The 21,547-nt window shown below is 63.5% G+C and carries 29 protein-coding genes; 23 read left to right on the top strand and 6 right to left on the bottom strand.

Annotated features, from left to right (window positions below):
- The first annotated feature begins 1 nt into the window (after nt 1).
- From rpmC to map, 14 genes are all read left to right on the top strand, one after another.
- Nucleotides 2–331 carry a 50S ribosomal protein L29 gene (rpmC, locus tag LDO22_RS21815; RefSeq protein ID WP_159631364.1) on the top strand — a complete coding sequence of 110 codons (330 nt, stop codon included), beginning with the start codon at nt 2–4 and terminating at the stop codon, nt 329–331.
- Nucleotides 328–633, top strand: a complete 306-nt coding sequence (gene rpsQ / locus LDO22_RS07835; protein ID WP_043454607.1) for a 30S ribosomal protein S17 — start codon at nt 328–330, stop codon at nt 631–633. The genes rpmC and rpsQ overlap by 4 nt, the downstream gene beginning before the upstream one ends.
- A gap of 730 nt (nt 634–1,363) precedes the next feature.
- On the top strand, nt 1,364–1,732 hold the full coding sequence (gene rplN / locus LDO22_RS07830; protein ID WP_003803789.1) for a 50S ribosomal protein L14: 369 nt from the start codon (nt 1,364–1,366) through the stop codon (nt 1,730–1,732).
- Nucleotides 1,733–1,735: 3 nt separating this feature from the next.
- On the top strand, nt 1,736–2,098 hold the full coding sequence (rplX, locus tag LDO22_RS07825) for a 50S ribosomal protein L24 (protein ID WP_015937845.1): 363 nt from the start codon (nt 1,736–1,738) through the stop codon (nt 2,096–2,098).
- Nucleotides 2,098–2,679, top strand: coding sequence for a 50S ribosomal protein L5 (gene rplE, locus LDO22_RS07820; RefSeq protein WP_018769138.1), 582 nt, complete (start codon nt 2,098–2,100; stop codon nt 2,677–2,679). The genes rplX and rplE overlap by 1 nt, the downstream gene beginning before the upstream one ends.
- A gap of 82 nt (nt 2,680–2,761) precedes the next feature.
- Nucleotides 2,762–3,160, top strand: a complete 399-nt coding sequence (gene rpsH / locus LDO22_RS07815) for a 30S ribosomal protein S8 (protein WP_015937843.1) — start codon at nt 2,762–2,764, stop codon at nt 3,158–3,160.
- 18 nt (nt 3,161–3,178) lie between these two features.
- Entirely contained in the window at nt 3,179–3,715 is a 537-nt protein-coding gene (gene rplF, locus LDO22_RS07810) for a 50S ribosomal protein L6 (RefSeq protein WP_159631365.1), read from the top strand.
- Between the two features lie 2 nt (nt 3,716–3,717).
- Nucleotides 3,718–4,101, top strand: a complete 384-nt coding sequence (gene rplR / locus LDO22_RS07805) for a 50S ribosomal protein L18 (protein WP_159631366.1) — start codon at nt 3,718–3,720, stop codon at nt 4,099–4,101.
- Nucleotides 4,098–4,814 (top strand): 30S ribosomal protein S5, encoded by a 717-nt coding sequence (gene rpsE, locus LDO22_RS07800; protein WP_141159772.1) that lies wholly within the window; start codon nt 4,098–4,100, stop codon nt 4,812–4,814. Before rplR ends, rpsE begins: the two co-directional genes overlap by 4 nt.
- A gap of 2 nt (nt 4,815–4,816) precedes the next feature.
- A complete protein-coding gene (gene rpmD, locus LDO22_RS07795; RefSeq protein ID WP_009358731.1) occupies nt 4,817–5,023 on the top strand; it encodes a 50S ribosomal protein L30 in 207 nt (68 codons plus the stop codon).
- A complete protein-coding gene (gene rplO / locus LDO22_RS07790; protein WP_013601817.1) occupies nt 5,024–5,509 on the top strand; it encodes a 50S ribosomal protein L15 in 486 nt (161 codons plus the stop codon). It begins immediately after the preceding gene.
- A 211-nt stretch (nt 5,510–5,720) separates the two neighbouring features.
- Entirely contained in the window at nt 5,721–7,031 is a 1,311-nt protein-coding gene (gene secY, locus LDO22_RS07785) for a preprotein translocase subunit SecY (RefSeq protein WP_159631367.1), read from the top strand.
- Nucleotides 7,032–7,036: 5 nt separating this feature from the next.
- Complete coding sequence (locus tag LDO22_RS07780) at nt 7,037–7,606, top strand: adenylate kinase (RefSeq protein WP_201302397.1); 570 nt, start codon at nt 7,037–7,039, stop codon at nt 7,604–7,606.
- Between the two features lie 73 nt (nt 7,607–7,679).
- On the top strand, nt 7,680–8,507 hold the full coding sequence (gene map / locus LDO22_RS07775) for a type I methionyl aminopeptidase (RefSeq protein WP_224026662.1): 828 nt from the start codon (nt 7,680–7,682) through the stop codon (nt 8,505–8,507).
- Between the two features lie 107 nt (nt 8,508–8,614).
- Here map and LDO22_RS07770 read toward each other — a convergent pair whose 3' ends face one another.
- The 3 genes from LDO22_RS07770 to LDO22_RS07760 form a co-directional block, all read right to left on the bottom strand.
- Entirely contained in the window at nt 8,615–9,964 is a 1,350-nt protein-coding gene (locus LDO22_RS07770) for an ABC transporter substrate-binding protein (RefSeq protein WP_224026661.1), read from the bottom strand.
- A gap of 74 nt (nt 9,965–10,038) precedes the next feature.
- Nucleotides 10,039–10,914 carry a carbohydrate ABC transporter permease gene (locus LDO22_RS07765; RefSeq protein ID WP_224027193.1) on the bottom strand — a complete coding sequence of 292 codons (876 nt, stop codon included), beginning with the start codon at nt 10,912–10,914 and terminating at the stop codon, nt 10,039–10,041.
- Nucleotides 10,915–10,955: 41 nt separating this feature from the next.
- The gene (locus LDO22_RS07760; RefSeq protein ID WP_224026660.1) at nt 10,956–11,915 is read right to left on the bottom strand and encodes a sugar ABC transporter permease; all 960 of its coding nucleotides are present in this window, start codon (nt 11,913–11,915) and stop codon (nt 10,956–10,958) included.
- 215 nt (nt 11,916–12,130) lie between these two features.
- On the opposite strand from LDO22_RS07760, the gene LDO22_RS07755 reads away from it, so the two are divergent.
- From LDO22_RS07755 to LDO22_RS07720, 8 genes are all read left to right on the top strand, one after another.
- Nucleotides 12,131–13,066 carry a P1 family peptidase gene (locus tag LDO22_RS07755; RefSeq protein ID WP_224026659.1) on the top strand — a complete coding sequence of 312 codons (936 nt, stop codon included), beginning with the start codon at nt 12,131–12,133 and terminating at the stop codon, nt 13,064–13,066.
- Nucleotides 13,067–13,237: 171 nt separating this feature from the next.
- On the top strand, nt 13,238–13,459 hold the full coding sequence (infA, locus tag LDO22_RS07750) for a translation initiation factor IF-1 (RefSeq protein WP_009358723.1): 222 nt from the start codon (nt 13,238–13,240) through the stop codon (nt 13,457–13,459).
- A gap of 71 nt (nt 13,460–13,530) precedes the next feature.
- A complete protein-coding gene (rpmJ, locus tag LDO22_RS07745; protein ID WP_009358722.1) occupies nt 13,531–13,644 on the top strand; it encodes a 50S ribosomal protein L36 in 114 nt (37 codons plus the stop codon).
- A gap of 184 nt (nt 13,645–13,828) precedes the next feature.
- Complete coding sequence (gene rpsM / locus LDO22_RS07740; protein WP_003803743.1) at nt 13,829–14,203, top strand: 30S ribosomal protein S13; 375 nt, start codon at nt 13,829–13,831, stop codon at nt 14,201–14,203.
- A gap of 54 nt (nt 14,204–14,257) precedes the next feature.
- A complete protein-coding gene (gene rpsK, locus LDO22_RS07735) occupies nt 14,258–14,659 on the top strand; it encodes a 30S ribosomal protein S11 (RefSeq protein WP_009358720.1) in 402 nt (133 codons plus the stop codon).
- Between the two features lie 130 nt (nt 14,660–14,789).
- Nucleotides 14,790–15,800: a DNA-directed RNA polymerase subunit alpha gene (locus tag LDO22_RS07730; protein ID WP_013601812.1), complete on the top strand. Its 1,011-nt coding sequence runs from the start codon at nt 14,790–14,792 to the stop codon at nt 15,798–15,800.
- A gap of 68 nt (nt 15,801–15,868) precedes the next feature.
- Nucleotides 15,869–16,441 (top strand): 50S ribosomal protein L17, encoded by a 573-nt coding sequence (rplQ, locus tag LDO22_RS07725; RefSeq protein WP_224026658.1) that lies wholly within the window; start codon nt 15,869–15,871, stop codon nt 16,439–16,441.
- Between the two features lie 32 nt (nt 16,442–16,473).
- Complete coding sequence (locus tag LDO22_RS07720) at nt 16,474–17,367, top strand: tRNA pseudouridine synthase A (RefSeq protein WP_224026657.1); 894 nt, start codon at nt 16,474–16,476, stop codon at nt 17,365–17,367.
- Between the two features lie 12 nt (nt 17,368–17,379).
- On the opposite strand, the gene LDO22_RS07715 is transcribed toward LDO22_RS07720, so the two are convergent.
- Entirely contained in the window at nt 17,380–19,047 is a 1,668-nt protein-coding gene (locus tag LDO22_RS07715; protein WP_224026656.1) for a sensor histidine kinase, read from the bottom strand.
- Between the two features lie 252 nt (nt 19,048–19,299).
- Here LDO22_RS07715 and LDO22_RS07710 point away from each other — a divergent pair, with 252 nt between their 5' ends.
- The gene (locus LDO22_RS07710; RefSeq protein ID WP_159631376.1) at nt 19,300–20,076 is read left to right on the top strand and encodes a response regulator transcription factor; all 777 of its coding nucleotides are present in this window, start codon (nt 19,300–19,302) and stop codon (nt 20,074–20,076) included.
- Between the two features lie 3 nt (nt 20,077–20,079).
- Here LDO22_RS07710 and LDO22_RS07705 read toward each other — a convergent pair whose 3' ends face one another.
- Together LDO22_RS07705 and LDO22_RS07700 are read right to left on the bottom strand one after the other, a co-directional pair.
- Nucleotides 20,080–20,562, bottom strand: a complete 483-nt coding sequence (locus LDO22_RS07705; RefSeq protein ID WP_224026655.1) for an Hpt domain-containing protein — start codon at nt 20,560–20,562, stop codon at nt 20,080–20,082.
- A 94-nt stretch (nt 20,563–20,656) separates the two neighbouring features.
- A complete protein-coding gene (locus LDO22_RS07700) occupies nt 20,657–21,541 on the bottom strand; it encodes a type II secretion system F family protein (protein WP_224026654.1) in 885 nt (294 codons plus the stop codon).
- Nucleotides 21,542–21,547 lie beyond the last annotated feature (6 nt).

The following is a 21,547-nucleotide window of genomic DNA, read 5'->3' as shown; positions in this document are numbered from 1 at the left end:
AATGGCAGTAGGATCCAAGGATCTGGCTCCCGCACAGCTGGACGGTTTCGACAACGAGCGTCTCGTTGAAGAACTCCGCAAGGCCAAGGAAGAGCTGTTCAACCTGCGTTTCCAGTCCGCCACCGGACAGCTGGAGAACCACGGTCGCCTGCGCGCGGTAAAGAAGGACATCGCACGCATCTACACCGTTCTCCGCGAACGCGAGCTGGGCATTCGTGCCGAGGTTGCCGCACCGGTTGTGGAAGCCAAGGAAGAGAAGAAGTCCAAGAAGGCTTCAACCAAGAAGGCCGAAAAGGCTGAAAAGGCTGAGACCGAGGAGGACGCCAAGTGAGTGAAAAGGACCAGAACGTGACCGAAACTGCTACCGAAGCCAAGGCTGGGCAGCGCGGTTACCGCAAGACCCGTCGCGGTTACGTGGTCTCCGACAAGATGGAAAAGACCATCGTTGTCGAGGTTGAAGACCGCGTGAAGCACGCACTGTACGGCAAGGTCATCCGCCGCACCTCCAAGGTCAAGGCACACGACGAAGAGAACACCGCCGGCATCGGCGACCTCGTTGTCATCGCCGAGACCCGTCCGCTGTCCGCCACCAAGAATTGGCGGCTCGTGGAAATCCTCGAAAAGGCCAAGTAGCACCTGCTGCTTCGCTGGAAGCCCCTGCTCCCTTCCGGGAGCGGGGGCTTCCTCGCTTAACGCGGGCGTCACGCCAGGCAGCTTTTGAGTGAAGCGGACGACGGCGGCGCCTGGCCCGGCGGGGGAGCGGCACCCCGGGCGGGCCGAAAGGCTGCCCTGCGTCACGCCGTCGTCCGTCCTTCACAAACGCCCCATCACTTATCACCGCCTTTTCGGCGACGCCCCATCACTTATTACCGCCTTTTCGGCGACGCCCCATCACTTCCCGTTGCCGGTAGGCCTCGAGGTGATCGGGCGTTGGTTGTTTTGCTGCTGGAGGTGATCGGGCGTTGGTTGTTTTGCTGCAGGAAGTGATGGGGCGTTGTGCTGGCGGGGGAGCGGCACCCCGGGCGGGCGGAAAGGCTGCCCTGCATCACGCCGTCGTCCGTCTTGCCGGGCAGGGGACGGCGGTGATATGGGGACTGGCGGAAAACATGCTAGGATATTGAGTTTGTATGGCGCCTTTCGCGCGCCATCATCAACCTCGTAAACAAGCGTGCCACAGCATAGTGCCCCTGTGCGCCCGGGATCCGTCCCGGACCGGGTGGGAGCAACTGCTTCTGGCACGGGCGTTTAGGCCTGGTCTGGCAAAATCCAGGCAGGTCAAGAGACACCCCGATCAACCGTTCCGCAAGGCTCATTCCGTAGCAACATCACGGCCTGAGAACCGGCGCGACGCAAGGAGTAAATAGTGATTCAGCAGGAGTCGCGACTCAAGGTCGCCGACAACACGGGTGCTAAGGAAATCCTTACCATTCGCGTTCTCGGTGGATCTGGCCGTCGCTACGCAGGCATCGGTGACGTCATTGTCGCCACCGTCAAGGATGCAATCCCGGGCGGCAACGTAAAGAAGGGCGATGTGGTCAAGGCCGTCATCGTCCGTACCAAGAAGGAACGCCGCCGTGCGGATGGTTCCTACATCAAGTTTGACGAGAACGCAGCTGTGATCCTGAAGAACGACGGTGACCCCCGCGGTACCCGTATCTTCGGACCGGTTGGTCGTGAACTGCGTGACAAGAAGTTCATGAAGATTGTTTCTCTGGCTCCGGAGGTGCTCTAGTCCATGGCTGCAAAGATCAAGAAGGGTGACCTGGTTCAGGTCATCACTGGCGCCAAGGCTGAGCGCGGCGGCGACCGTGGCAAGCAGGGCAAGGTTCTGCGCGTCTTCACCGACACCAACCGCGTGCTGGTTGAGGGTATCAACCGCGTCACCAAGCACACCCGTGTTGGACAGTCGCAGCGCGGCACCAAGACAGGCGGCATCGAGGTCGTAGAGGCCCCGATCCACATTTCGAACGTGGCCCTGGTTGACCCGTCGACCAAGAAGCCGACCCGTGTGGGCTTCCGCCTCGACACTGTGGAGAAGAACGGTGTCAAGAAGACCGTCCGTATCCGCGTGTCCAAGAGCTCCGGGAAGGACATCTAATGACTGAGACTCTCGAGACTCCGGCAACGAAGATCGTTCCTCGTCTGAAGACCAAGTACGCCGAATCCATCAAGGCAACGCTCCAGGATGAATTCAAGTACGAGAACGTGAACCAGGTACCCCGTCTGGTGAAGGTTGTTGTGAACATGGGTGTTGGAGATGCCGCCAAGGACTCCAAGCTGATCGACGGCGCTGTCCGCGACCTCACCCAGATCACCGGCCAGAAGCCGCAGGTTACCAAGGCCCGCAAGTCGATCGCACAGTTCAAGCTGCGCGAAGGCATGCCCATCGGTGCACACGCTACCCTGCGTGGCGACCGCATGTGGGAATTCGTGGACCGCCTGGTCACCCTGGCTCTGCCCCGTATCCGCGACTTCCGCGGCCTCAGCGGCAAGCAGTTCGATGGCAACGGCAACTACACCTTCGGTCTGACCGAGCAGGTTATGTTCCACGAAATCGACCAGGACAAGATCGACCGCGTCCGCGGTATGGACATCACGGTTGTCACCACTGCCAAGACCGATGACGAAGGCCGCGCGCTGCTCAAGGCGCTTGGTTTCCCGTTCAAAACCGAAGCTTAATTAACTACGTAAAAGGTCCGGCCGCTCCGCTCCCCAGGGAATGGAACGGCGGAAACCGTTATGAGGAAGGGCATGAGCCCACATGACAATGACAGATCCTGTCGCAGATATGCTTACGCGCCTGCGTAACGCAAACTCGGCATACCACGACTCCGTGTCTATGCCTTACAGCAAGCTCAAGGCACGCGTTGCCGACATCCTCAAGGCCGAAGGTTTCATCGCCGGCTGGAAGGAAGAGGACGCTGAGGTTGGCAAGAAGCTGACCCTGGACCTCAAGTTCGGTCCGAACCGCGAGCGTTCCATCGCCGGTGTACGCCGCATCTCCAAGCCGGGCCTCCGCGTTTACGCGAAGTCCACTAACCTCCCGCACGTGCTCGGTGGCCTGGGTATCGCTATCCTGTCCACCTCTTCCGGCCTCCTGACTGACAAGCAGGCCGGCAAGAAGGGCGTGGGCGGCGAAGTCCTCGCGTACGTCTGGTAACGGGAAAGGAAGAGAATAATGTCACGTATTGGACGTCTCCCCATCACCGTTCCTGCCGGCGTTGAGGTCAAGGTTGACGGCTCTGTCGTCAGCGTCAAGGGTTCCAAGGGGGAGCTGACCCACACTGTGGCCAGCCCCATCGAGGTTGCCCTGGACGAGAACACCCTGACCGTCAGCCGCCCGAACGACGAGCGCGCCTCCCGTTCGCTCCACGGCCTGACCCGCACCCTGATCGCCAACATGATCCAGGGCGTCACCGCAGGCTACGAGAAGAAGCTTGAAATCGTCGGTACCGGTTACCGCGTTCAGGCCAAGGGATCTGACCTTGAGTTCGCTCTGGGCTACAGCCACCCGGTCAACGTTTCGGCTCCGGCCGGCATCACCTTTGCAGTAGAGGGACCGACCAAGCTCTCTGTCTCAGGTATCAACAAGCAGCAGGTCGGCGAGGTCGCTGCCAACATTCGCAAGCTGCGGAAGCCTGACCCGTACAAGGGCAAGGGCATCCGTTACGCCGGCGAAGTTATCCGCCGCAAGGTCGGAAAGGCTGGTAAGTAACCATGGCCATCTCCATTAACAAGAAGCGTACGAACAAGAGCAAGGCTGCTGGTCGCAGCCGCCGCCAGCTTCGTATCCGCAAGCGCATTTCCGGTACGGCTGTCCGCCCCCGCCTGGTGGTCAACCGCTCCGCACGCCACGTATTTGTCCAGGTTGTCGATGACACCATTGGCCAGACCGTAGCAAGCGCGTCCACTCTGGAAGCTGACCTTCGTGCATTCGACGGTGACAAGACTGCCAAGGCCAAGCGCGTTGGCGAGCTCGTTGCCGAACGTGCCAAGGCTGCCGGCGTCGAGGCTGTTGTGTTCGACCGTGGTGGTAACAAGTACCACGGCCGGATCGCCGCCGTCGCTGACGGTGCACGCGAAGGTGGGCTGTCACTGTGACCGAAGCAAACAAGGAAAAGGACACTGTGTCTGCAGATCAGAAGGCGCCCGAAGCCGCAGCTGCTGAGACCACTGCCCCCGCTGCCGAGGACCGCCGTGGTGGCGCCCGTCGCGGCGAGCGTGGCGACCGTGGCCAGGGCCGCGGCGACCGCGGTGGCCGTGGCGGCCGCGACGGTGGCCGTGAAGCCGAAAAGAACCAGTTCGTAGAGCGCGTTGTCACCATCAACCGCGTCTCCAAGGTCGTCAAGGGTGGTCGTCGCTTCAGCTTCACCGCACTGGTCGTCGTTGGTGACGGTAACGGCATGGTCGGCGTGGGCTACGGCAAGGCCAAGGAAGTTCCCGCTGCTATCGCCAAGGGCGTTGAAGAGGCCAAGAAGTCCTTCTTCCGCGTTCCCCGCGTTGGCAACACCATCCCGCACCGCGTTCAGGGTGAAGCCGCTGCCGGCGTCGTAATGCTGCGTCCGGCTTCCGCCGGTACCGGTGTTATCGCCGGTGGTCCGGTCCGTGCAGTACTGGAGTGCGTGGGCATCCACGACATCCTCTCCAAGTCGCTCGGTTCCTCCAACGCCATCAACATCGTTCACGCGACCGTTGATGCCCTGAAGCGCCTCGAAGAGCCGGCAGCAGTGGCAGCACGCCGCGGCCTGCCGCTGGACGAGATCGCTCCGGCAGCGTTGGTGAAGGCCCTCCTGGCTCCGAAGGCAGGTGTTTAGTCTTGGCTAAGAACCTGGTCCCCTCGGACGCTCAGTTGGAAATCACTCAGATCAAGTCCGCCATTGGCGGCAAGCAGAACCAGCGCGACACCCTGCGGTCCCTCGGCCTGAAGCGGATCGGACACACTGTTGTCCGCACCGCCGACGCCGTAACCGTTGGAATGCTCAACACGGTTCCGCACCTGGTAAAGGTAGAGGAGGCGAAGTAAATGGCAGAGAACACTGCTGATAAGGCGCAGGCTGCTGAGAAGCAGAACGCCCTGAAGGTTCACCACCTGCGTCCCGCACCGGGTGCCAAGACCGCCAAGACCCGTGTTGGTCGTGGTGAGGCATCCAAGGGTAAGACCGCCGGCCGTGGTACCAAGGGTACGGCTGCCCGCTACCAGGTGAAGGCTGGCTTTGCCGGCGGCCAGCTGCCGCTGCACATGCGCCTGCCCAAGCTGCGTGGCTTCAAGAACCCGTTCCGGGTCGAGTTCCAGGTGGTAAACCTGGACAAGCTCAACGAGCTGTTCCCGGAAGGTGGCGCAGTCACCGTGGAGAACCTGGTCGAAAAGGGTGCCGTTCGCAAGAACCAGCCCGTCAAGGTGCTGGGCACCGGCGACATCACCGTCAAGGTTGACGTCACCGCCCACGCATTCTCGGCCAGCGCCGCCGAAAAGATTGCTGCAGCAGGCGGAAGCACCACCGCCCTGTAAAGGACGGCGCCAGCTGTAAAACTCCCGGTATCCGCGGGCTTCGGCCCCGGATACCGGGAGTTTTTCGTATCCGCCTGGCGAACAATTCCTGCCATCCGGCGCATGCCGGCCGGCCCGGATTGTTCGCTCGGCACATAGACCCGTTAGACTCGGATGTCGGGATTTATCAAATTCCGCCACCCCCACCCTTATTGACACCACAGGAGGACGCTTGCTTAGCGCATTTGGCCGGGCCTTTCGCACGCCTGATCTGCGACGCAAGTTGTTGTTCACGCTGGGAATCATCACCATCTTCCGCTTGGGTGCTTTCATTCCCTCGCCCGGTGTGAACTACCAGAATGTCCAGCAATGCTTGCAGAACGGTCAGACCGCCGGCGGGCTGTACCAGCTCGTTAACCTCTTCAGCGGCGGCGCGTTGCTCCAGGTGTCCATCTTCGCCCTGGGCATCATGCCCTACATCACGGCCAGCATCATCGTGCAGCTGCTCCGGGTGGTCATTCCCCGGTTCCAGCAGCTTTACGAAGAGGGCGCGTCGGGACAGTCCAAGCTGACCCAGTACACCCGTTACCTCACCATCGCCCTGGGCCTGCTCAACGCCACTACGCTGGTGTCCCTGGCCCGCTCAGGGCAGCTGCTTCCCGGCTGCCAGCTGCCGGTGATCCCTGACAGCAGCATCATCACCACCATCCTGATCATCATCACGCTCACGGCAGGCACCGGCCTGATCATGTGGATGGGCGAACTCGTCACGGAGAAGGGCGTGGGCAACGGCATGTCGCTGCTCATCTTTACCTCCATCGCAGCCCAGTTCCCCACCTCCCTGGGTGCCATCTGGACCTCGCAGGGACCGGGAACCTTCTTCCTGGTCCTGGTGGTGGGTCTGCTCACCGTGGCCCTGGTGGTCTTCGTCGAGCAGTCACAGCGCCGCATCCCGGTGCAGTACGCCAAGCGGATGATCGGACGTCGCACTGTGGGCGGCACCAGTACCTACATTCCCATCAAGGTGAACATGGCCGGTGTCATCCCGGTGATCTTCGCTTCCTCCATGCTCTACATTCCCGGGCTGATCGCTCAGTTCAACCAGCCCCGGAACGGCGAGCCAATGCAACCGTGGGTTGAGTGGATCAACAACAACCTCACCCGCGGTGACCACCCGATCTACATGGCGGTTTATTTCGTCCTGATCGTGTTCTTCACCTACTTCTACGTCGCGATTACCTTCAACCCTGAAGAAGTCTCAGACAACATGAAGAAGTACGGCGGCTTCATCCCAGGTATCCGCGCCGGCAGGCCGACCGCTGATTACCTGCAGTACGTGCTCTCACGGATCACCCTGCCCGGCGCCCTCTACCTGGGCTTCGTGGCACTGATCCCGCTGGTGGCACTCGTGCTGATCAACGCAAACCAGAACTTCCCGTTCGGTGGCACCTCGATCCTGATCATGGTGGGCGTTGGGTTGGAGACCGTAAAGCAGATTGATGCGCAGCTACAACAACGTCACTACGAAGGGCTTTTGCGATGACGAGAATGCTGATTATTGGACCTCCCGGTTCCGGAAAAGGAACGCAGGCGGAGCGGATTTCGGAACGCCTTGGCGTTGTGGCCATCTCCACCGGCGACATCTTCCGTGCCAACGTGAAGGGCGAAACCCCGCTCGGCGTCGAGGCCAAGAAGTACATGGACAACGGTGACTTCGTCCCGGACAGCGTGACCAACAAGATGGTCCGTGACCGCCTGAACGAGTCCGATGTCGAGAACGGCTTCCTGCTGGACGGCTACCCGCGCACCACCGCGCAGGTGGACTACCTGGACGAGATCCTCGCCGACGGCGACGAGAAGCTCGACGTGGTCCTGCAGCTGACTGCCGACGACGAGGAGCTGGTACACCGCCTTCTGGGCCGGGCCAAGGAAACGGGCCGGAGCGACGACAACGAAGCCGTCATCCGCCACCGCCTGGACCTCTACCACGAGCAGACCGAAGCTGTGGTGGCGAAGTACGCCGACCGCGGCATCCTCACCAAGGTTGACGGAATCGGTCCGATCGACGAAGTTACCAACCGCGTGATGCAGGCCATCAAGGCCGCACAGGCCGCCTGACCCAAGGCGCCCGGTTTTATCGAGGCTCCTCCCGGCATCCGGGAGGAGCCTCAGCCATTTGAAAGGAAACATCATGGCCTTCGGCCAGCCCCGCATCGAATACAAGAACAACGCCCAGATGCGCACCATGCACGAGGCCGGCCTGGTCCTCAGCCGTGCACTGGATGCCGCCGTTGCCGCCGCGGTGCCGGGGGTCACCACCAAGCACCTGGACGATGTCTTCGCCGCCGTCCTCAACGAGGCAGGCGCCAAGTCCAACTTCCTGGGCTACCACGGCTTCCCGGCGACCATCTGCACGTCCGTCAATGAGGAAGTGGTGCACGGCATTCCGGGCAGCCGCGTCCTGCAGGACGGCGACATCATCTCCATCGATGGCGGCGCGATCGTCAACGGCTGGCACTCGGATTCCGCGCGCACGGTGATCGTGGGAACAGCGGACCCCGAGGACCAGCGCCTCTCGGACGTCACCCAGGCCGCCATGTGGCGGGGGATCGCCGCTCTGGCCGGCGGTTCGCACGTTGGGGACATCGGCGCCGCCATTGACGACTACGTCTCCTCCGTCCCCGGCAAGCCGCTGGGCATCCTGGAGGACTACGTGGGCCACGGCATCGGCTCCGAGATGCACATGGCCCCGGACGTCCTGAACTACCGCACCAACCACCGCGGCCCCAAGATCAAGCCGGGCCTGTGCCTTGCCATTGAACCCATGCTGGTCCGGGGCGGCATCGAGACCGCAGTCCTGGAGGATGACTGGACCGTGGTAACCACCGACGGGAAGCGCTCCTGCCAGTGGGAGCACTCCGTGGCAGTGCACGAGAAGGGCATCTGGGTGCTGTCGGCGCCCGACGGCGGTGCGGAGCACCTGGTGCCCCTGGGCGTCACCCCGGTGCCGATTCCCTAAGGGGACACGCTTCCCCTTCTTCGACGCGCATTTTCCTGCGTGACGCACAAAAGCCCTGGCAGGACCCGGATCCGGGTCCCGCCAGGGCTTTTGCGTTTCGACAGCGGCTAGGACTTCAGCTTCGGCTTCACGTCCCGGTCGTAGATACCCTGCAGGGTGGTCTTCAGGTCCGTCATGGTGGACTTGACGTCGCCTTGCTGGGTGAGGATCTTCGCAGCGGCCTTTGCCATCTCCTGGTCAGCACCCGGCAGGAACACGCGGGCGTTGTCCTGGACCTTGGTCACCGCGAGCTGGTCCACTGCGGTCTGGATCTGCGGCGTCTTGGCCAGGACCGCCTTCATGTCGGCCGACTTGCGGGTGGGCATGTAGCCGGTGGCGGCGGAGAACTCCGCGGTGCTCTCCGGTTGGGTGACGAAGTCCAGGAACATCCCGGCGGCCAGCTGTTCCTCCTTGGAAATGCCGCTGGGGATGCCCAGGCCTGCACCACCCGTGGGGCAGACGTTGGAGGTCGCCTTGGGGCCGCCGGGCAGGAAGCCAACACCCACGTTGAACTTGGCCGACTTCAGGATGCCCAGCAGCGAGCCCGTGGAGGCGATGGTGGCCGAGGTCAGGCCTGCGGAGAAATCGTCGGCCGCTTCCTTGGACGAGACACCCGCCCACTTGTCCTTGTAGATCGAGTCCTGGGCCCACTGCAGCGCGGCGACGGATTCGGCGGAGTCGCAGGTGATGTCCCATTCCTTGGACCAGCCACCGCCCCAGCCCCAGAGCATGTTCTGCAGGGTCCAGCCCGCATAGCCGGCCAGAGCCGGATAGATGTAGGCGTACTGGGCGCCGGAGCTTGCCTTCAGCTTGGGTGCCCACTCGCCGAATTCCTGCCAGGTCTTGGGAGCCCGGTCCGGGATTCCGGCTGCCGCGAAGTGGTCCTTGTTGTAGTAGAACAGCGGCGTTGACCGGCCGTAGGGCAGGGCCCACTGCTTGCCGTCGTATTTGTAGTCATTGACCAGTGACTGCTGGAAGTCGTCCATCTTCATGTTCAGCTGCTTGGTCAGGCTGTCCACCGGAATGATGCTGCCGTTGGTGTAGTACCGGAACCACCACACGTCGGAAAGGACAACGACACCCGGGAGGCCGGACTTGGCTGCCTGTGCGGTCTGGAACTTCTGGGCGATTTCCTCGTAGTTGGCGCCGGCGGTGACCAGGTTGACGGCGATGCCCGGGTTCTTGGCCTGGAACTTCTCGATCAGGCTCTTTTCCACATCCTGGGACTGTCCGGGGTGGCTGGACCAGAAGTCGATCTTGGCAGCGGGCTTCACGCCGCTGAAGTCGATATCGGCCGCCTGGGACGTCGCCTGTCCACCGCCGCTTGTAGAAGGTCCGCCGCATGCGGCCAGGGCTGCGGCAGAGGCGGTGAGCCCTGCCAGGCCCAGGAAGTGCCTCCGGTCCAGGTGAAGTGTCATGACAGTTCCTTTCGGTTGTTGCCTGCGGAAGGGGGAGTACTTGGAGGTTGGGTACTACGACGGCGGCCGGCGGCTTAGCCGGTCACGCTGCCTTGGGTGAGGCCCGCCACGATGTAGCGCTGCAGGGCCGCGAAGATGATCAGGATGGGGACGATGACCAGGACTGCCCCGGCCATGAGGACACCCCAGCCGGCGGCGTTGCTCTCGTTGTTCTGCAGGAGGGTGAGGCCGACCGGCAAGGTCATGGTTTCCGGCCGGTCCGTGATGATCAGCGGCCAGATGTAGTCGTTCCATTCGGTCACGATGGTCACCAGGGCCACCGTGGCAATGGAAGGCACGGAGACGGGGACCACGATCTGCCACAGCCGGCGCCAGTGGCCGGCACCGTCCATCTCTGCAGATTCGAGAATGGAGGCGGGCAGGGTACGGAAGTGCTGCCGCAGCAGGAACGTGCCGAACGCGGTGCCAAGGCCGGGCAGGATGATGCCCCACAGGGTGTTCTTCCCGCCGATCCCAGCGATCAGGATGAAGTTGGGCAGGATGGATACCTGCGGCGGCACCATGAGGGCCACCAGGATCAGCAGGAAGATGAAGTTCCGGAACGGGAAGCGGACAAAGACCAGGGCGTACGCCGTCAGGATGGCCAGGAGCACCTTGATGGTTGCCCCTGACAGGGTGACGATGGTGCTGTTCAGGAAGAACTGCCCGAAGGGGACCGTAGTCATGGCGGTCCGGTAGTTCTCCAGGTTCAGGCTTTCCGGAAGGATCTTCAGGTCGGTGGTGACGATTTCGCCCGATTGCTTGAAGGAGCTGAGCACCATCCACAGGAGGGGCAGGAACACCACCAGCGTGGCGATCAGCAGCGGCAGGTAGCCGCCCACCACGGTCTGGACAAGGTTCCGCCGGGAGAACGGCCGGTCGCGGCGAAGGCCGGGATCCGGTGCGGCGATGGCCGGGGCGGCGGGGTCCGGGCTCACCGGTGATAGGGATGTCACGAGTAATGAACCTTTCGTTCCACGAACCGCAGCTGGAGCACGGTGATCACCAGGAGGATGGCAAACAGGACCACCGAGATGGCCGCTGAGTAGCCGGCCCTGTTGTAGGCCCCGAAGGCCTGGAGGTAGGCCTCGTAGATCAGGGTGCTGGTGCCGGTGCCCAGGGGTGTCATGATCCGGATGAGGTCGAAGGCCTGCAGCGAGCTGAGCATGGTGGTGATCAGGAGGAAGAACGTGGTGGGGGACAGCAGCGGCAGCGAGATGCTGACGAAGCGGCGGAACCCGTTGGCACCGTCGAGGGACGCCGCCTCCATGACCTCCTGCGGAAGCGACTGGAGCCCGGCGAGGTACACCACCGCGCAGTAGCCCAGGTTCTTCCACACGTAAACCAGGATCACCATGACCAGCGACAGCTGGGGATCGTTGATCCACTGCGGGCTCTGCTGCCCGATGCCCCGGAGCAGCCAGGCCAGGACGCCGTAGCCCGGATCAAAAATGAACAGCCACACCAGGCCCACGCCGACGCCGGAGAGGACGTAGGGGGCAAAGACGGCGGAGCGCGCGAACGTGGTGCCGCGGACCTTCGCGTTCAAGGCCAGCGCAACCAGCAGGCCCAGGATCATGGAGCCGCCCACCGTCACCAGCGTGAACACTGCGGTGGTGCCCAGGACTTTCGGGGCATCGTTGCTGGTGAAGAAGGTGACGTAGTTGGCGAAGCCCACCACGCTGGCGGTGGGGGAACCGAGGGTCCAGTCCAGCGTGGAGTAGTACATGTTGCTGAACAGCGGCCGGTAGGTGAAGACGGCGATCAGCACCAGGTTGGGCAGCGCCATGGCAAGGAAAACAAAGAAGTCGCGGCGGGTCCTTGCGGTCCACCGCCGTCGTGGAACTTTTGCCGAACGCCCCGGGGGCCTCTTGGGTTGGGTGGCGGGGTGCTGGGCGAGTTGACGGGTCATGCGTGTCTCTCCCGGGTTGGGAGCCTGCTCGTGGCCGGCCCTGGCTTGATCTAGGGACTACTACACCAGACCGTCAGGGGGCTGAAACCCGCATATGCCCTTGTCAGGGAACTGTTATCCAAGGCTTCGTCGCCCGTTAACGCTGTGTTGATTGCAGTCTCGCATAAAGTTCGCCGTTGCGGCAGGGGCGCGCCAGCGGAGGGGACAATAGGGGCATGGGAACCATTACCGATGTCCCGGGCATCCGCGTGGGCCACGTCCAGAAGGACACGGACGGCTGGCTGACGGGCGTTACGGTTGTGCTGCCGCCGCCGGGCACGGTGGGCTCGGTGGATGTCCAGGGCGGCGGCCCGGCGACGCACGAAACGGACGCCCTTGACCCCACCACCCTGGTCGGCACCGTGGACGCCCTGGTCCTCACGGGCGGCAGCGCCTATGGGCTGGCGTCCGCTGCGGGCGCGCAGCGCTGGTGCGAGGAAAACGGCCGCGGCTTTGCCGTTCCCGGGGGAGTGGTGCCCATAGTCCCCGCCGCGGCCATCTTCGACCTCGGCAGGGGCGGGAACTTCGCCGCACGGCCGACGCCGGACATGGGCTACGCGGCAACGGCCGCCGCGGCAGCACAAAAGGAGGGCCACGACACCGGACGGGGCAACGTGGGTGCCGGCACCGGGGCACTGATCGGCCGGGGGCAATATAAAGGGGGAGTTGGCACAGCGTCGGCCACGCTCGGGAACGGGGTTGTGGTCGGAGCCCTGGCCATAGTCAACGCACTCGGACTCCCGTTTGAACCAGCGGTGCAGTTCTCCGTGGAGACCACTGAACCGCCGCCCCTTAACACCACTCTTGTCGTTGTGGCCACCAATGCCGTTCTTGATGTGGCCGAATGTAAAAGGACTGCCTCTGCTTCCCATGCCGGGATTGCCCGGGCGCTGAACCCGAGCCATACCCTGGCCGACGGGGACACAGTCTTCTGCCTGGCAACCGGTGCTGTGGCACTCGACCGCTCCGACGACGCTGCCCGCCAGGTCAGTCTCATCACGCTCCAAAGCGCGGCAGCCGACGTCGTCCGTTTGGCCATCCTGGACGGCGTGGCCGCGGCTGGTGCCGTGAGCACTCCGGCCGGCGAATATGGTGCGTACCGCACCGCGTAGGCTACTATGGCCGATTTAACTTTTACCGGCCAACAGGGTAGTGTTGTTTGTTGGTTGTCTGGACTGCCACGCCCTTTTGGGCCTGGAGACGGCAATCGATCCAACAAAAACGTTCGTGGTCATGCCCGGTGCTATCCGGCGGGGCTGCGGCAACAACAGTTAGCGGAGGGTATGGCCAAGAAGGACGGGGTCATTGAGATCGAAGGCGTTGTGACCGAGGCGCTGCCTAACGCGATGTTTCGCGTTGAGCTCACCAACAAGCACATCGTTCTGGCACACATCTCTGGAAAGATGCGTCAGCACTACATCCGAATCCTCCCTGAGGACCGCGTAGTGGTGGAGCTGAGCCCGTACGACCTCACCCGTGGTCGTATCGTCTACCGCTACAAGTAAATTGCTGGGCGGCGGCAGTGCAAACTGACTGCTGCTCCAGTTGACCAAACTGCTACACGCAAAGGAACGCCATGAAGGTCAAGCCGAGCGTCAAGCAGATCTGCGAAAAGTGCAAAGTGATCCGCCGTAATGGCCGGGTCATGGTGATCTGCGAGAACCCGCGCCACAAGCAGCGCCAGGGCTAATTTCCTTCCCTGAAGGAAATCCTGGGTTGCTAACCCACGCAAGTAAATAAAGGCAGCACAAGCTGATCTGGAACATTGAGCTCGAAAGAGTCCGGACAGCTAACCCCCGGTCGGAGGCTGGGGCCGCACGGAACGTGCGGGTGTACTGCCTACGACCTCCGGTTTATCAAGGAGTACTGCCACTATGGCTCGTCTCGCTGGCGTAGACATTCCCCGCGAAAAGCGGCTGGAAATTGCGCTTACTTACATCTACGGCGTGGGCAAGACCCGTGCACACGAAACCCTGGCTGCCACTGGCATCAGCGCTGACGTCCGCGTCAAGGACCTGACTGACGCCCAGCTGGTTGAGCTGCGTGACTACATTGAAGGCAACTACAAGGTTGAGGGTGACCTTCGCCGCGAAGTAGCAGCAGATATCCGCCGCAAGGTTGAAATCGGCAGCTACGAAGGCCTGCGCCACCGCAAGGGCCTGCCCGTACGCGGTCAGCGTACGAAGACCAACGCACGTACCCGCAAGGGCCCGAAGCGTACCGTCGCCGGCAAGAAGAAGGCCCGTTAAAATCCCCGCTCGGGATTTACGGACTTTCCCCAATAACTTTCTGTAGGAGAAAAAATGCCCCCGAAGACTCGTGGCGCGGTTCGCAAGCCGCGTAAGAAGGACAAGAAGAATATCGCGCTTGGCCAGGCGCACATCAAGAGCACCTTTAACAACACCATCGTTTCCATCACGGATCCGACCGGCGCTGTCATTTCCTGGGCTTCCTCCGGTGAGGTTGGCTTCAAGGGCTCGCGCAAGTCCACCCCGTTCGCTGCGCAGATGGCTGCCGAAGCCGCTGCCAAGCGTGCGCAGGAGCACGGCATGCGCAAGGTAGACGTTTTCGTCAAGGGACCGGGTTCCGGACGCGAAACCGCCATCCGTTCGCTGCAGGCCGCAGGCCTCGAGGTTGGCTCCATCCAGGACGTCACCCCCGCAGCGCACAACGGCTGCCGCCCGCCGAAGCGCCGCCGCGTCTAATTCTTTTCCGCAGCAGGAGCTTGCCCGGACCAGTGATGGTCCGGGCAAGCCCAGCGCGTTAAGTCTTCAGACCGAATTTCCACCACCTGTGTTGCGTCATATAGCGGATGCTCGCCGAAAGGAAACCTAAGTGCTCATTGCACAGCGCCCCACCCTCTCCGAAGAGGTAGTCTCCGAAAACCGTTCGCGTTTCATCATTGAACCGCTGGAACCGGGCTTCGGCTACACCCTCGGAAACTCCCTCCGCCGTACCCTGCTCTCCTCCATCCCCGGTGCTGCCGTAACCAGCATCCGGATCGATGGTGTGCTGCACGAGTTCACCACGGTTCCGGGTGTCAAGGAAGATGTCACCGAGATCATCCTTAACATCAAGAGCCTGTCGGTTTCCTCCGAGCACGACGAGCCCGTCGTGGCTTACCTGCGCAAGCAGGGCCCCGGAGTCGTCACCGCCGCGGACATCGCTCCGCCGGCCGGCGTCGAATTCCACAACCCGGATCTGCACATTGCCACGCTGAACTCGAAGGGCAAGTTCGAACTCGAACTGACCATCGAGCGCGGCCGCGGCTACGTTTCGGCAGCTCAGAACAAGTCCGGCGACGCAGAGATCGGCCGTATCCCGGTTGACTCCATCTACTCGCCGGTGCTGAAGGTTACTTTCCGCGTGGAAGCAACCCGTGTTGAGCAGCGCACCGACTTCGACAAGCTGATTGTCGACGTCGAGACCAAGCAGGCCATCGCCCCGCGCGATGCCGTTGCTTCCGCAGGCACCACCCTGGTGGAACTGTTCGGTCTGGCCCGTGAGCTGAACACCGCAGCTGAAGGTATCGAGATCGGCCCGTCGCCCACCGACGCTGCCCTGGCAGCCGACATGGCACTGCCGATCGAGGATCTGGACCTCACCGTCCGTTCCTACAACTGCCTCAAGCGTGAGGGCATCCACACCGTGGGTGAACTCGTTGCCCGCTCCGAGGCTGACCTGATGGACATCCGCAACTTCGGTGCAAAGTCCATTGACGAGGTCAAGGCAAAGCTGGTTGAACTGGGCCTGTCCCTCAAGGACTCGCCTCCCGGTTTTGACCTCGCAGCACGCGCCGCAGCAATCGAAGAGGACGACGCCGCTTTCGGCGACGACGAACTCTAAACCAGACCTTGGCCGGCGGGCAGCACCATGGTGTGCCGCCCACGGCTTCCACATGAGGAGAAACAATTATGCCTACCCCCACTAAGGGTCCGCGCCTCGGCGGCGGCCCGGCTCACGAGCGTCTGATGCTCGCGAACCTGGCCTCATCCCTGTTCGAGCACAAGCGGATCACCACCACGGTGACCAAGGCCAAGCGCCTGAAGCCGTACGCAGAGCGCCTGGTGACCTTCGCCAAGCGTGGCGACCTGGCTTCCCGCCGCCGCGTCCTCGGCCTGATCAGCAACAAGGGCGTCGTCCACGAGCTGTTCACCGACATTGCGCAGGCTGTGGAGAACCGCGACGGCGGCTACACCCGCATCACCAAGATCGGCAACCGCAAGGGCGACAACGCTCCCATGGCTGTCATCGAACTGGTCCTCGAGCCGGTTTCCGCCAAGCAGGCCGTCGTAGCTGAGGCTACCCAGGCTGCTGCCAAGGCTGCTCCGGCTGCCGAGGAAGCTCCCGCTGAAGAGGCTCCGGCCGCTGAGGAAGCTGCTGCAACCGACGAGGCACCTGCTGCTGAAGAAGCTGCAACCGAAGAGGCTCCGGCCGCTGAGGAAGCTGCCGAGGCTCCCGCAGCCGAGGAGAAGGACGCGAAGTAATTCGCTGATTCTCTTCGCATAGACTTAGGTCTGTGAACCACCAAAAACCCGCGGCCCCCGTTCCAGGGGGCGGCGGGTTTTTGCGTATCCGGCTTGACCTTTCGTACGACGGCGGCCCGTTCAGCGGGTGGGCGCTCCAGCCGGGGCGGCGGACCGTCCAGGGTGTCCTGGAGGAAGCAATCGAGCTCCTGGTCCGGCGCCAGGTACGGGTCACCGTCGCGGGGCGCACCGACGCCGGCGTGCACGCCCGCGGCCAGGTGGTCCATTTGGACCTCACCGAAGCCGAGTGGCTGGGACTGCCGCGCGGGCACGAACTCGATCCCGCCGTCGCCATGCTGCGGCGCCTCCGCGGTGCCTTGAACCGCGCCCTCGGCGACCTGCACGGCGCGGTGGAGGTCCACGATATCTCGCCGGCACCCGCCGGCTTTGACGCACGCTTTTCGGCGCTGTGGCGGCGGTACAGCTACCGGATCGCGGACGGGCCTGCCCTCTGGGATCCCCTGGAGCGGTACTTCACCCTGTGGCACAAAAACCCGCTGGACGTGGACCTACTCAACGAGGGATCCTCCCGGCTGCTGGGCTTGCAGAACTTCCTGTCCTTCTGCAAGCCGCGCGAAGGTGCCACCACCATCCGCGAGCTGCAGCGCTTCGAGTTCCGGCGCGGCGAGGACGGCGTCATCGTGGCAACCGTCCAGGCCGACGCCTTCTGCCACAACATGGTGCGCGCGCTGATTGGCTCGGCCCTGTACGTGGGGGAGGGCGTGGAGGAACCCGGCTGGCTGTACGAACGGCTGCTGCTGCAGAAGCGGGATGCCAAGTCTGTCCTCGCGGCCCCGCATCCCCTGGTGCTGGAGGAAGTGGCATATCCGTCGGACAGCGAGCTGCTGGCCCGCGCCGAACAGACCCGGGCCGTCCGCGAGCACTGACCCCCGTCGTTGCTAAAACGACGGAGGTGGACCATCCGCCGGCAGCGTCACCGTGAAAGTGCTGCCCTGGCCCTCGCCGCTCTCGCACATGATGCTGCCGCCGTGCCGCTCCACGATCATCCGCGTGATGGACAGGCCCAGCCCCGCCCCGGGAATGGCCGCCTGCTGGGCCGCTTCCGTCCGGAAGAAGCGGGTGAAGACCTGTGCCGCGTCCTCGTGCGACATGCCCATCCCGGTGTCCGTGACGCTCAGCCTAACCCACTGCCTGTCCGCTGTGGCGCTGATGCTGATCCTGCCGCCGCCGGGGGAGTACTTGATGGCGTTTGAGACCAGGTTGTCCAGGACCTGCCCGATCCTGAGCGGGTCGGCGTAGGCCCAGAGGGGCGAGGGGACATCGGCGGCGATCTCCACGTGGGACCGCTGTGCCGAGGCCTGGGCCGAACTGAGGCTGGTCTCCACCAGGCTGGCCAGGTCGGTCCGTTTGGGGTGGACATTCAAAGTGGTGGAGGCGGAAGCCGTCAGGTCGGCCACGAGGTCCATCAACCGCTCCGCGTTCCGCTGGACCACCACGAGCCGCTGGGCCAGGGGCGGCGGCAGCAGGTCCGCCTCATCCAGGACCAGGTCCACGTTGCCAATGATCGAGTTCAGCGGGTTCTTGAACTCGTGCGAGACGTTGGAGACCAGTTCCTGGTTCGCGGCCACGGACTCCACCCAGCCGGTCACATCGGTGTAAACCACCACCGCCCCGGTGAGCCGGCCATCCTCGCTGACAAGCGGACGTGCCGCCGTGGAGACGGCGCGCTGCTCCGGCCCCTCACCGGCCCACACCAGGTAGTCGGCGAAGGATTCCCCCGCCATGGCCCGGCTGATGGGCCTGCGGTCCGGGGGAAGCAGGGTGCGGCGGTCCTGGCCGAAGATGAGCTGGTGCCCCTGGCCGGGGAAGGCCTCGTCAGCGCCTGTGGCGCGGCGGAAGCTGCGCTGGCGGCTGTTGGACACCAGGAAGTGGCCGGAACGGTCGACGGCGGCAATGCCGACGTCGGTGGCGTCCAGGACGGTTTCGAGCAGCTTTTCCCGTTCCCGGCTTGCCGCCAGCAGGTCCCGGAGTTCCCGGTCCTTCTCCGCCAGTTCACGCTGCTGCAGCCGCAGGTTGACGCTCGCGAAGCGGATGGCCAGCGAAACAGCAAGCATCATCACGGGAAAAAGAACCACCGTGGTGAGGTCCGATGCCGTGACAGCGGGCAAGTGGTCCACGGCCGAGGGGGCCATGATGAAGAACGGTCCCAGGAAGCTGAGCACCAGGCTGCTCCGTGCCAGCATTCCGGACGCGGAGAGCCAGATGACCGGAAAGACCACCAGGACGGCCAGGCCCGGGAGGAGCGGTGCCGCGCCGTTGCGCAGGAACGCGATCGCCGCAAAGTCCAGCACAGGGATCACCAGGTACGGCTTGTGCGGCAATCGCTCCCAGGGCACCAGGAAGCAGGCAAGGAACAGGATGCCATGGAGTGCCAGCCCTGCGCCGTATATCGGGCTGTGCAGAAGGGAGGGCCATGCGAACGGTGTAATCACCGCCAGGACCAGCACTACGAGGGTGAGGGGGAGCTGGCACAACGCCACCTGGGCGCGGGGTCCCAGCTCGCGGAAGAACCGGCCAGGCCCCCGGTGGAACAATGGCTCAGCCATGTTTCTGACTCGTACCCTTTCGCAACTGGATTACAGGCCCTGCCAGGGTCTTTGAATTGCTTTCCTTACCCCGGTACTTACCCTTTCCCATCCATAGTGCACATGTCTTGTCATAATAATTGACTTTTCAATTTTCCGGACGAATACAGCTGTGATCAGCAGGGCTTACTAGTAGCGTATAAATGGTTGGAGCGGGAATGGCATTGGCGCTGGGCCAATGGGGGGCCATCTCCGCCTGGCGCAGGGATAGCAATGGACGATCTTGGTGTAGCTGTAGTAATCGAAGATGACGCGGATGTACGCAACCTCCTTGAAGGCGTACTGACCCAAGCGGGCTTCGAAGTGCATACAGCTGTTGATGGGCGGGCCGGGGTTGAGGTGGTCCGCAGCAAGCAGGCCAACGTTGTAACGCTCGATATCGGCCTCCCGGATATTGACGGGTTCGAGGTTTTACGGCGAATCCGGAATTTCAGTAATGCCTATGTGGTGATGCTGACCGGAAGGACGGAGGAACCGGACCTGCTCTCGGCGCTGAACACTGGCGCGGACGATTACATCGCCAAGCCATTCAGGCCAAGGGAACTCCGGGCGCGGGTGGCGGCAATGATGCGCAGGCCCCGGCATGAGATAACCGGGGACGCGGCGGCCCGTTTGGGACAGGCGCCGGTTCCTGACACGCACGGCGAGACCGGCGTGTTCCGGCACAACGGCCTCCTGCTGAACCACCGGACACGCACCGTGGAGGTCAAGGGTGAGCCGCTGGGGCTGACCCGCAGTGAATTCGACCTGCTGCATGTGCTGCTCAAGGGCGGCGGTGCCGTCTGCACCAGGGCTGACCTGGTGAGGGCCGTGCGGGGCGATTTCTATGAACGGGACACATACATCAGCGAGGCGGACGAGCGGGCGGTGGAGGTCCACGTGGGAAACCTGCGGCGCAAGCTCAAGGAGGACCAGCTGTCACCGCGCTGGCTGCAGACGGTCCGCGGGGTGGGGTACCGGTTGGCGCCCCGCCGTCCCGATGACGCCTAGGGGTCAGCCCTTTTCCAAAATGTAGGTCGACTGCAGCTCGGACACCGTCCGTGCCCCGTCCTGGGCCACGCCGGCCATCATGGCCTGGCCCCGGACGAAGTCGCCCTGCCGGATCAGGCCTTCGAGGAGTTCGGCGAGCCTGGCCAACCGGAGTCCGCCCACCATGGCGGAGCTGATCTTCAGGCTGATGACGGCATCCAGGGCCGAGGCCTCGTCCTGGCTGTCCACGGCTGTTCCCAGCCGGGCCAGGCGCAGGTCCCACATGGCGGCGTAGTCACGGGCAAAGCGTTGGGCCAGTCCGGATCCGGCCAGCTCGTCCTCGAGCTCCTCCAGCACGGCTGCGTCAATGAGCGGCAAGAGCGCAGCCGCTTCCAGTGAGAGGGCCGCGCCTGCGGCCGGGCCGGGGGCTGCAGGCAACGTGACCCCGGCCAGCGGGGAGTCCGCAGCGGGGCTCTTTCCGCTGGAACCGGGATGTTGACTCTGCATTGTTCAAGGCTACTTCCTGGAATTCCTTCGGCGTCCAATTTCTTATCATTCTGTGTAAACCTTGAGGTAACCTTGCCGCCGCACTGAGTATCGTCTATTGTGCGCTGAAGGTCACCACGGTGTTGATCACGGCCGGTCCCAGGATGGCAATGAAGAGGACCGGAAAGATAAAGAACAGCAGCGGGAAAAGGATCATGACCGGCAGCTTCATGGCCTTTTCCTCGGCCCGCTGGCGGCGCTTTACCCGCATGACCTTGGCCTGGACCCTAAGGACCCGGCTGATGGCGATGCCGTACGTGTCGGCCTGGACCACGGCCTGCACGAAGCTGCGCAGTTCCGGGATGCTGGTCCGTTCCGCCAGCGCGATGTAGGACTCGCGGCGGCTGCGTCCCACCTGCATGTCCTGCAGGGTGCGGACCAGTTCCTCGGCCAGCGGGCCCTTGCCGTTCTCACCGGCCCGGGCCATGGCGCCTTCGAAGCCAAGCCCTGCTTCCACGGAGATCAGCATCTGGTCAAGCGTGTTGGCCAGTTCAAGCTGCATGGCCTTCTGCCGCTCCTGCCCCTTGCTGTAGAGGAGCAGGTCCGGGATGAAGTAGCCAAGGAACAGGACGAAGATCCCGGCGAGTTTCATCAGGGGACTGCTGCCGATTGCGGCCAGGTAGCCGCCCATGGCCACCCCGGCCAGGCCGAGGGCGAGCTTGGATCCCAGCACCTTTCCCAGCGGCATGGAGGCCGGGCGTCCGGCGAGGGACAGGAGGCGGTCCAGGAACGCGACGTAGGCCGGGGGAGTAAGGCGCCGGCCCAGGGCTTCGAGCCGTGCGGGCGCTCCGGTGGGTGCAACTGCGACGGGCGGGGCGCCACGGGAGAGCAGGTCGGTGACCGCCGCGCGGCCCTGCTTGTCCACCGTGAGGACGGACCAGGCCACGGCCCCCAGGGGGAGGCAGACCAGCAGGACTGAGAGCAGGACGATGAGGTTCATGGGGTC

Source organism: Arthrobacter sp. NicSoilC5 (assembly GCF_019977395.1).
In the GTDB taxonomy this organism is placed as follows: Bacteria; Actinomycetota; Actinomycetes; order Actinomycetales; family Micrococcaceae; genus Arthrobacter.
The sequence above is the reverse complement of the archived record's forward strand: the minus strand, read 5'-3'. Positions and strand labels throughout refer to the sequence as shown.

What these genes read in the sequence shown, in the direction of transcription:
- LDO22_RS07700 (WP_224026654.1), bottom strand. Translation starts at nt 21,541, where the DNA reads ATGAACCTCATCGTCCTGCTCTCAGTCCTGCTGGTCTGCCTCCCCCTG.
- rplE (WP_018769138.1), top strand. Translation starts at nt 2,098, where the DNA reads ATGACTGAGACTCTCGAGACTCCGGCAACGAAGATCGTTCCTCGTCTG.
- rplX (WP_015937845.1), top strand. Translation starts at nt 1,736, where the DNA reads ATGGCTGCAAAGATCAAGAAGGGTGACCTGGTTCAGGTCATCACTGGC.
- rplQ (WP_224026658.1), top strand. Translation starts at nt 15,869, where the DNA reads ATGCCTACCCCCACTAAGGGTCCGCGCCTCGGCGGCGGCCCGGCTCAC.
- LDO22_RS07780 (WP_201302397.1), top strand. Translation starts at nt 7,037, where the DNA reads ATGCTGATTATTGGACCTCCCGGTTCCGGAAAAGGAACGCAGGCGGAG.
- rplF (WP_159631365.1), top strand. Translation starts at nt 3,179, where the DNA reads ATGTCACGTATTGGACGTCTCCCCATCACCGTTCCTGCCGGCGTTGAG.
- LDO22_RS07760 (WP_224026660.1), bottom strand. Translation starts at nt 11,915, where the DNA reads ATGACCCGTCAACTCGCCCAGCACCCCGCCACCCAACCCAAGAGGCCC.
- rplR (WP_159631366.1), top strand. Translation starts at nt 3,718, where the DNA reads ATGGCCATCTCCATTAACAAGAAGCGTACGAACAAGAGCAAGGCTGCT.
- rpsM (WP_003803743.1), top strand. Translation starts at nt 13,829, where the DNA reads ATGGCTCGTCTCGCTGGCGTAGACATTCCCCGCGAAAAGCGGCTGGAA.
- map (WP_224026662.1), top strand. Translation starts at nt 7,680, where the DNA reads ATGGCCTTCGGCCAGCCCCGCATCGAATACAAGAACAACGCCCAGATG.
- rpmC (WP_159631364.1), top strand. Translation starts at nt 2, where the DNA reads ATGGCAGTAGGATCCAAGGATCTGGCTCCCGCACAGCTGGACGGTTTC.
- rplO (WP_013601817.1), top strand. Translation starts at nt 5,024, where the DNA reads ATGGCAGAGAACACTGCTGATAAGGCGCAGGCTGCTGAGAAGCAGAAC.
- LDO22_RS07755 (WP_224026659.1), top strand. Translation starts at nt 12,131, where the DNA reads ATGGGAACCATTACCGATGTCCCGGGCATCCGCGTGGGCCACGTCCAG.
- rpmJ (WP_009358722.1), top strand. Translation starts at nt 13,531, where the DNA reads ATGAAGGTCAAGCCGAGCGTCAAGCAGATCTGCGAAAAGTGCAAAGTG.
- LDO22_RS07715 (WP_224026656.1), bottom strand. Translation starts at nt 19,047, where the DNA reads ATGGCTGAGCCATTGTTCCACCGGGGGCCTGGCCGGTTCTTCCGCGAG.
- LDO22_RS07710 (WP_159631376.1), top strand. Translation starts at nt 19,300, where the DNA reads ATGGACGATCTTGGTGTAGCTGTAGTAATCGAAGATGACGCGGATGTA.
- rpsK (WP_009358720.1), top strand. Translation starts at nt 14,258, where the DNA reads ATGCCCCCGAAGACTCGTGGCGCGGTTCGCAAGCCGCGTAAGAAGGAC.
- rpsH (WP_015937843.1), top strand. Translation starts at nt 2,762, where the DNA reads ATGACAATGACAGATCCTGTCGCAGATATGCTTACGCGCCTGCGTAAC.
- LDO22_RS07770 (WP_224026661.1), bottom strand. Translation starts at nt 9,964, where the DNA reads ATGACACTTCACCTGGACCGGAGGCACTTCCTGGGCCTGGCAGGGCTC.
- infA (WP_009358723.1), top strand. Translation starts at nt 13,238, where the DNA reads ATGGCCAAGAAGGACGGGGTCATTGAGATCGAAGGCGTTGTGACCGAG.
- LDO22_RS07705 (WP_224026655.1), bottom strand. Translation starts at nt 20,562, where the DNA reads ATGCAGAGTCAACATCCCGGTTCCAGCGGAAAGAGCCCCGCTGCGGAC.